This is a genomic window from Uruburuella suis, assembly GCF_004341385.1.
Taxonomy (GTDB): Bacteria; Pseudomonadota; Gammaproteobacteria; order Burkholderiales; family Neisseriaceae; genus Neisseria; species Neisseria suis.
Genome location: NZ_SLXE01000054.1, coordinates 1 through 8,489, shown reverse-complemented (window position 1 = coordinate 8,489; position 8,489 = coordinate 1). Strand labels below are relative to the sequence as shown.

The following is an 8,489-nucleotide window of genomic DNA, read 5'->3' as shown; positions in this document are numbered from 1 at the left end:
TAAGGATTATTTTTCTCGGAAAAACCTTAACAGCACCTAAAATGTCCCTTAGGAAGATGTTTCTTCAAAAGAGCACCTTTTTTGTCCCTTACGCCCTCTTTGGGCACAAAGCCCCCTTTTCTCAGCTTGAATTGCGGATCCATCGGGTTTGCCCGTTGGTAAAGCTCATTAATCTCTTTCCAGCCGATATCGATATTTTTTACCGCGCCTTTAAACACCATCGGTTTTTGATAAAGATATTCTTGATGAAACTGAGCCGATGAAATATTGAAATCCAAATGCATTTTCCTGATGCTCCTTATTGTGCGCGCCGGTGCCCAGCGCCGCGTAGCCGGCTCGACTGACTGGCGCGCTTACCAGAATTTAATTATTTCAAACAAATTTTATGTTATATTACAAATAAATTTTATATTTATCAATAATCATTTTTATTCAGTTTAATATTTAAAATAATCATGCTTATTCTTGCCTAGATTTAGAAATTATTCTTATATTCAATCCGATAATTTACACAAATATGCCAAAATTCTGCCCTTTCCCCACTTTTTGCTTTGCCCTATCCGCACTTTTTCAACCGGCTCATGCTTTCGATTTGGCTCAAGCCTGGCAAGCAGCCCTGCATTATTCAGCCGACCATGCCGCTGCCAAACACAGCCGCGATGCCGAGGCAGAACAAAAATATCAGGCGCGCGCGGCGCTGCTGCCGCAAATCAGCGCCAATGCGGTTTACCAAAAGCAGCCTTATTCGCTCTCCGCCAATACCCAAAGCCACGGCTGGAATGTGCAGGCAAGCCAGATTCTTTATGATAAAAGCCGCTTCGCCCAATACCGGCAAGGCCGGCTGGCGGCGCAGATGGCGGATATCCGCTTGGAAAATCATGCAGATGATGTGCGCCTGAATGTGGCGCAGGCTTATTTCGATGTGTTGCTGAATCGGGATAAATTGGCGGCGATTCGCGATGAAAAAAACGCCTACCGCCAGCAAATCCGGCAGGCGCAAGCCATGTTTGCGCAAGGCGCGGCCACCATTATCGACACTTACGAAGCCCAAGCGGGCTATGATGCCGCGCTGGCCAAAGAAATCGCCACGGCTACCCAATTGCAGGTGGCCGAAAATGCGCTGGCCGATTTAACCGGGCTGAATGCTGCTGCCATCCGCCCGCTGGACAAACAGGCCGAGCAGGTCGATTTTCTCGATGGCCGGCAAGAGCCGCAATGGCAAAAGCTGGCCGCTGCGCACAACCGCTCGTGGCAATTGCAAAAAGCCGCGCTTGAAAACGCCGAAGCCGCCCTTGCTGCCGCCAAAGGCGGCCATTTGCCCAAGCTCACGCTCAACAGCGGCTATCAAGACAACCACAGCACCCGCGAATACGGCGGAGATGCACAAAAATACCGCAGCAAAGGCGCCACGCTCACGCTGCAATTGAGCATGCCGCTATACAGCGGCGGCCACACCGCCAGCCAAGACAGCGGCGGCCACACCGCCAGCCAAGACAGCGGCGGCCACACCGCCAGCCAAGTGCGCGAAGCCGCCGCCCGAGTGGCGCAAAACCGCGAATTATTGTTGGCAGCCGAGCGACAGGCCAAGCTGGCGGTGCGGCAGGCTTATTTAGGCAGCCACAGCAGCAAAATCCAAGTGCTCGCCCAGCAGCGTTTGCTGAATGCTGCCGATGCCCGGCTGCAAGCCACGCGCTTGGGCAAAGAAGTGGGCATACGCAATAATTTGGAAGAAGTGCAGGCGCAGCAGGCTCAGGCCGAGGCGGTGCAAAAGCTGGCCGAAGCCCGATATGCGCATATTCAGGCTTATTTGCAGCTACTGCACAGCGCAGGCGTGTTGGGCGAGCAGGCGCGTGCGGAGAAAATCAATGCGCTTTTGTTTGCCGCATACCCAAAATAGCCGTTTTGCGGTAAGATTCGGCAAATCATCGTGCCGCCATCAAACGGCCTTTTCCCACAAAGGAGAGCCCCATGCTCAAACGCCCCGAAGAATTTATCATGGCCATACTCGCCGCCCTCTGGGTGGTGCTCACTTATTTCATCGCCGACTATCTGGGCGCGCCCACCCACACCGCGCTTTTAATCAGCGCGCTCACGCTGATTTGGGCTTTGGTGTTTTTCATCTTGTGGCAGCGCAACATCACGCACCTGATCTGGCCGGTGTTTCTCGGCCTTTTGGTGGCTTGCTGGTGGCCGTTTCTCGATTGGTATGCCGTGAGCGATATTTTGGTGCCCGGTGCCAGCAGCGAAACCATTGTGATCGCCAAGCCGTGGTATGCCACTTGGACATTTAAAATGATTATCGCGGCCATTCCGGTGCTGGCCGGCTATGCGGTGAAATGGAAATTCAAACGCAAAGCACCGATTTCGAGCATTCCGTAAATATCGGTTTGCATGATTGAAAAGGCCGTCTGAATGTTCAGACGGCCTTACTTTTTATTTCCTGCTGTAATCTATGGCAAATAATAAAAAGGTAAGCGGCGCTCGAATGCCTATATAAATACAAATCTCTTTCGCAATAATCATAAATAAAAATAAAACCGGATTATTGTGAAACGCTTCGCTGGTGCCAAAGCTTCTGCCCGTGCTCACTTTGAATACTTGCGGATACAAACTTAGTAAAAATGTAGATATGCCCAATCCAAAAATCAATAAACAATACCACCAGATATGCTTGGGCACCCTGATCACATCATCTTTACGCCATATACCGACAAAGGTTCCCATTATCACCGCAAAACCAACGGTGAAGCTGTTTACCACCTTGGCGCTAAATGGGTAATTCGACGGCATATAATAGCCATTTCCCAATAAATACTTATCGACAAAACGGTTTAATGCAAAATCAAAATCGCCGGCAGGGTGCGCCGGAATCAAAATAAACAGCACCACAGGGAAAATCAAAAGGGCATAGAAAATATAATTTTCCACCTGTTTTTTATCCATTTTTTATAGCTCCTAAAGGCCGTCTGAATATTCAGACGGGCTGACAATCAATTTACATTATATTAAATGATTTTCCTGAGGCTCGGGCAGGCTGATGGCCGGTTGAATCACTTCGGGATAAACCGGCGGCTGAGCGCTTGCAGGGCTCTGCGCTGCCGGTGCCGGCACTTCACCCGATGGCAGAAATGTCCATTCATCATCAAGAAGCTCTGAGGGAAGGTTGGTTTCTTTTGCTGCCTCTTCAGCCGGATGGCTGTTTTCCGGAATCGGCACGAGCGGCTCTGCACCAGGCAATGCGGCTTCTGCATTGGGCAAAAAGAGATAAGGCTCGAAGGCAACCAATCTCGAGCCGCCTGCCGGCCACAGCCCGGCTGCTTCAACTGCACTTTCAGCCTGAGCAGGCGGCTCTGCAGACGGATTTTCTGCGGCAACAAGTGCCTCAGCTGCTGCCGGATCTGCGCCTTCGGCAAGTGGTGTTTCGATAGGGTTTTCAAAATGGGGCTCGTTGCTGATGATGCTGATTTCATTGCTGTTGATAATCAACGCTTCTTCGGTGCGGACATCGCCGATAAAGGTGGCGCTCTCGCTGTTGATTTCGAGATCTTTAAAATGATGGTTGCCGATGATGCTGACATTTTCAGCCGCCAGCCGCGTACTTTCAAGGCGGCCGGATAGGCTGTTGCCGAACAGCACCAAATCGGAATATTCGTATTCATTGATGCCGCCATCGGAACGGAATTCACCCATGGAAATTTTCTTTTCCAAGGCTTCGACACCCTCTAACGCAAAGTATGTGAGCACAACGCCTCCTACAATTGTGGCAGCAGCGACAAATCCAGCCGGAGCACCCATACCTAAAAGCATCAATCCCATCCCTCTGGCCACCGCCGCGCTCCCAACCACCGAAACAGCAGCAGCCACGATTTTGGCAATCTGACCTGCAACCGGATCCCAGTTGTCGGTTTGGGATGCAGTATTGATGCGGCTGCCAAGCTCGTATGCATCTGCGGCATTGCTGATGCCGCCGGTGATTTTGGTGATGCCGTTGAGCAGGTGCAGCTTGCCACTCATCTCGCCGTATTTCTGCGTTGTTTCAGCGGCATCGGTGCGGATTTTCTCCACCGCTTCATTCAGTGCTTCACGGTTATTGGCATAATAAGCCTTGCGCTCATCGAGCATCCCGCCTTCTTCAAATTCCATAATGCGGCGCGAAAAGCCTGAGGCCAAATCATGCTTGAGCGAGGCGCTGTTTTTAAGCTTTTCGGTTTCGGCCAAAAAGCTTTGATGCGGGTTTGCGAGCGCAGCATCGGCATAAGTGGCGGCATCGCCCAATACGCCTATGCTTTAGTTGAGCGGGTGGGTTGCGGCGGCTTCCGGCGTTTCGGACGCAGGCGCAGGGTGGGCTTGACTGATTTGTGGTTTGGGCAGAGGCTGTTCGGCCAGTGTCGGCGCTGGCACTTGGGCATGAATATCACCGGTAATAACCGGATTTTGCGGGATAAATTCTAAATTCTCCAAATTGGCATCGAGGTCGGAGAAATCGAGAATTTTCGAGGGTGTGTCTTCAATAGGATCCGGCGTGACCATCACAACATTGGTTTCCACTTGCCGCAATACATCGTCATCAACAACCTTCAAATCGTATAAAGCCACATCTTTTATTTTTGTATCAGGATGATTTTCGTGGGCAGGATTGTCCACAGGTGCTCTCGGTATTGAGAGAGAAGGTATATAGCCTGACGGCTGCGGGATTGCAGGTGGAGGAATGGGTTGCCAATCTGATGCCCGAAAGCTTTCTTTTGGCTCTGCACGCCAGCCGTTAAAGGCTGAAGAGAAATTGCCGATATTGCTGTATAGATTCATATTGTTTCTCCTTTTCAATCAAACTGCCTCATAAAAACATTCCTTCCGGCAGAGGAATGCACATTTAAATTAATAAATGCAAATCATTATTAACTTAAGAAAAGACTATAGGCCGTCTGAAAAGTTTCAGACGGCCTATATTTTTATGACAATTTAATTTTATTCAAACCCGTTGGCCGCAGCCACTTGCGCCCACGCTTCCAAAATCAGCTCGGGGCGGTTGGGCTTGAGCAAGGCGGCGTCGGAGAGCATGCGCCGCCAGCTGCGGGCGTTTTTCAGGCCGTGCATCAGGCCCAGATAATGGCGGGCGATATGGCGCACGGTGGTGCCGCGCCCGGCGTTTACTTGGCTTAAGGCATAATCGTAAAGGCGCGCCACCAAATCGGCTTCGGTAATCGGCGCATGGCTGCTGCCGTAAAACAAGGCATCCCAATCGCGCATCACCATCGGGTTGTGATAGGCTTCGCGCCCCACCATCACGCCGTCTACATGCTTCAGATGGGCGGCGATTTCTTCGTTGGTGGTGATGCCGCCGTTGATGATAATTTCCAAATCGGGAAATTCCTGCTTGAGGCGGTAAACATATTCGTATTTCAAAGGCGGCACTTCGCGGTTTTCTTTGGGCGACAAGCCGTCGAGCCAGGCATTGCGCGCGTGCACGATATAGGTACGGCAGGCGGTTTGCTTGCGCAGAGTGCCCACAAAATCGGCCACGGTGCTGTATTCGGTTTGGCGGTCGACGCCGATGCGGTGCTTGACGGTAACGGGAATCTGCACCGCATCCTGCATGGCGTTGAGGCAGTCGGCCACCAGCGCCGCATCGTTCATCAGGCAGGCGCCGAATGCGCCTTTTTGCACGCGCGGGCTGGGGCAGCCGCAATTAAGGTTGACTTCGTTATAGCCGTAATCTTCGGCCGCTTTGGCCGCTTTGGCCAAATCCGCAGGCTCGCTGCCGCCCAGCTGCAAGGCGAGCGGATTTTCGCCTTCGTTAAACATTAAAAAGCGCGTTTTGTCGCCGTGGATAATCGCGCCGGCGTTGATCATTTCGCTATAGAGCCAGCTGTGGCGCGTGATTTGGCGCGCCATATGGCGGTAGTGTTTATCTGTCCAGTCGAGCATGGGGGCAACGGCCAAGCGGCGCGGCGGCAGGTTGTGCATGGTGGAAAAATCTCTTTAAATAGGGCAAAACGCAACTGCGCATTATAACATGGTGCACACTGCGCCTATTCCTCAAAGGCCGTCTGAACGATTTGTTTTCAGACGGCCTGTTATCTTAATCCAGCTGCTTTTATCAAAATCCGCTAAAATAAGCGCTTGTTGCCATTGCGAGGTTTCATCATGCCGCCCGTTCCCGCCCATACCCAAATCGCCGTAATCGGCGCCGGCCCCGTCGGCGTGTTGGCTGCTTTGCAGCTTGCCCGCCAAGGGCGGCAGGTGTTGTTGATTGAGGCGCGGCCGCAGCATGCCGAAATCCGCGACCGGCGCACGCTGGCTTTGTCGTTCAACAGCGTGGCGGCGTTTCAGCAGGCGGGCGTGGTGCTGCCCGAAGAAGAAACCACGCCGATTGTGAACGTGCATATTTCGCAGCAAAACATGTTTGGCCGCACCTTGCTGCGCGCCGAAGATATGGGCGTGGCGGCGCTGGGGCGCACGGTGGATTATGCGCTGCTGATGCGCGCCTGCGAAGCGGCGCTGGCGGCGCAAAACGTGCCGGTGTTGTGGCACACGCAAGTGGCCCAAGTACGCACGCTCAGCCATTTTGCCGAGCTGCAAATCGAGCAGCAAGGCCGTGCGCACAGCCTCACCGCCGATTGGGTGGTGCTGGCCGAGGGCGGCCACCTCGCCGAAGGCCTGCCCGGCCTGCAATGCCACAGCTACGATTACCAACAATCGGCGCTGGTGACCACGCTCGAATTCGAGCAAGGCAACAACGGCACCGCATATGAGCGCTTTGCCGATGCCGGCCCTTTCGCCCTTTTGCCCTACCACCATGCCTACCGCTTGGTGTGGACGCGCACTCCCGCCGATGCGCTCTCGCTCAAAAACATGCCGTTTGAAGACTTCGCCGCCGCCTTTGAAGCCGCGTTCGGCAATCATTTAGGCCGTCTGAAAGCACGCGGCGAAGCGGCGGTGTTTCCCCTGCAATTAAAGCAGCTCAATAAGGTTTACAGCGGCCGCGTGATCTGCATCGGCAATGCCGCGCAAACCATGCACCCCGTGGCCGCGCAAGGGCTGAACTTGGGCGTGCGCGACGCGCTGGCGCTGGCCGCCTGCTTTGCGGCCGCCAAAAGCCTCAACAACAACGCGCTGGCGCAGCAATATGCCGCCGGCCGCCGCCCTGATGCGCAAGCCATTGTGGGCTTCACCCACAGCTTGGTCACGCTTTTCGACCACCCCGACGCCCTGCTCAAATTAGGGCGCGGCGGCGTGATGGCGCTGCTCGACAGCCTGCCCGCCGCGCGTAAAAAATTCACCCGCCAATTGATTTTCGGTTTATAAAAGCCTGTTTACATGCTTTTCATAAGCTTGAATGCAGAAAACAAAGCGAGGCCGTCTGAAAGAATCCGCCGGCTCGATACTTGTATCCGACATTTGTCTCAGCCCTGATGCTTGTTCTGCAAACAAGTGTCGGATTCGAGAATCCGACCAGCTCCCCACAACCTGCTGCGTGTAAAAAATCACCCGCCTGTTAATTTTCAGTTTATAAGCTTTAATCGTCATCTTCACACGCTATCGTTAGGGTGTCCTGACATTTCGTTTATGAGGGGGATTTTGTTCCTGAAAATGCAGATGCAAGGCGAAAAGCGCAGCAAGGTTGGACACCTTGCGAGGCTTTTTAACGCGGCAGATGCGTTTTCAGGGGCGAAATACCCCCATAAATCGAAATGTCAGGATCCCTAGCATTTCATCCGTTGCCGAATCCTGCCGCCCACCCGCTTGGAGGATAAGGAAATGCTCATTCTGCAAGATGCCGATTTGCGCCTGCTGCCGCTTAGCATCGATCATTTCGATGCGCTGCTGCAAATAGCCGCCGAATGCCCCGACACTTGGCAATACACGCCCAACAGCGCGCTGGGCGCGGAAAATATGCACAGCTATATCCAAACCGCGTTGGTGCAGCGCGCCGCCGGCCGCCACCTGCCTTTTGTGGTGGAATATCAAGGCCGCATCGTGGGCAGCACCCGCTTTTACCACATCGACGAGCACCACAAAAGCGTGCACATCGGCTACACCTGGCTGCACACCGACACCCGCGGCAGCAATGTCAACAAGCGCACCAAATATCTGCTGCTGCAACACGCTTTCGAGCATTGGGATATGTGCCGCGTGGCCTTCACCGCCGATATCAACAACCACGCCAGCATCCGCGCACTCGAAAGCATAGGCGCCACGCAAGAGGGCGTGTTGCGCAGCGATATGGTGCTCGCCAGCGGTGTGCGCCGCAACACCGCCGTGTTCGGCATTTTGCAACACGAATGGCGCACCCGCATCAAAGCCATGCTGGCCGAAAAAATCGCCGCCGGCAACCTGGCCGAAACCGCGCCCGCGCCGGGGCTGTGGCAGAAAATCCGCCGCTTCCTGCACAAGCCCTAGGGTCTGTTCACAATTACTTGTCATAACATTGAATAAAAAGGAAAGCAGGTGTAAAAAGGGAGCTCTCACACAACCCTAATACACCTGCC

9 protein-coding genes are annotated in these 8,489 nt (G+C 53.6%); 4 read left to right on the top strand and 5 right to left on the bottom strand.

Annotation, left to right across the window (positions count from 1 at the left end):
- Nucleotides 1-26 precede the first annotated feature (26 nt).
- Complete coding sequence (locus EV680_RS11685; protein WP_132954921.1) at nucleotides 27-284, bottom strand: hypothetical protein; 258 nt, start codon at nucleotides 282-284, stop codon at nucleotides 27-29.
- Nucleotides 285-592: 308 nt separating this feature from the next.
- On the opposite strand from EV680_RS11685, the gene EV680_RS11680 reads away from it, so the two are divergent.
- Together EV680_RS11680 and EV680_RS11675 are read left to right on the top strand one after the other, a co-directional pair.
- A complete protein-coding gene (locus tag EV680_RS11680) occupies nucleotides 593-1,897 on the top strand; it encodes a TolC family protein (protein ID WP_243650413.1) in 1,305 nt (434 codons plus the stop codon).
- 71 nt (nucleotides 1,898-1,968) lie between these two features.
- Nucleotides 1,969-2,379 (top strand): hypothetical protein, encoded by a 411-nt coding sequence (locus EV680_RS11675; RefSeq protein WP_132954919.1) that lies wholly within the window; start codon nucleotides 1,969-1,971, stop codon nucleotides 2,377-2,379.
- 54 nt (nucleotides 2,380-2,433) lie between these two features.
- On the opposite strand, the gene EV680_RS11670 is transcribed toward EV680_RS11675, so the two are convergent.
- From EV680_RS11670 to dusA, 4 genes are all read right to left on the bottom strand, one after another.
- Complete coding sequence (locus EV680_RS11670; protein ID WP_132954918.1) at nucleotides 2,434-2,943, bottom strand: hypothetical protein; 510 nt, start codon at nucleotides 2,941-2,943, stop codon at nucleotides 2,434-2,436.
- Between the two features lie 57 nt (nucleotides 2,944-3,000).
- Complete coding sequence (locus EV680_RS11665) at nucleotides 3,001-4,218, bottom strand: hypothetical protein (protein ID WP_132954917.1); 1,218 nt, start codon at nucleotides 4,216-4,218, stop codon at nucleotides 3,001-3,003.
- Between the two features lie 69 nt (nucleotides 4,219-4,287).
- A complete protein-coding gene (locus EV680_RS11660) occupies nucleotides 4,288-4,806 on the bottom strand; it encodes a hypothetical protein (RefSeq protein WP_132954916.1) in 519 nt (172 codons plus the stop codon).
- Nucleotides 4,807-4,965: 159 nt separating this feature from the next.
- Nucleotides 4,966-5,964, bottom strand: a complete 999-nt coding sequence (dusA, locus tag EV680_RS11655; RefSeq protein ID WP_132954915.1) for a tRNA dihydrouridine(20/20a) synthase DusA — start codon at nucleotides 5,962-5,964, stop codon at nucleotides 4,966-4,968.
- A gap of 180 nt (nucleotides 5,965-6,144) precedes the next feature.
- Here dusA and EV680_RS11650 point away from each other — a divergent pair, with 180 nt between their 5' ends.
- Both EV680_RS11650 and EV680_RS11645 read left to right on the top strand, forming a co-directional pair.
- Entirely contained in the window at nucleotides 6,145-7,305 is a 1,161-nt protein-coding gene (locus tag EV680_RS11650) for an FAD-dependent oxidoreductase (RefSeq protein ID WP_132954914.1), read from the top strand.
- A 453-nt stretch (nucleotides 7,306-7,758) separates the two neighbouring features.
- Nucleotides 7,759-8,400 carry a GNAT family N-acetyltransferase gene (locus EV680_RS11645; protein WP_132954913.1) on the top strand — a complete coding sequence of 214 codons (642 nt, stop codon included), beginning with the start codon at nucleotides 7,759-7,761 and terminating at the stop codon, nucleotides 8,398-8,400.
- Nucleotides 8,401-8,489: the final 89 nt, after the last annotated feature.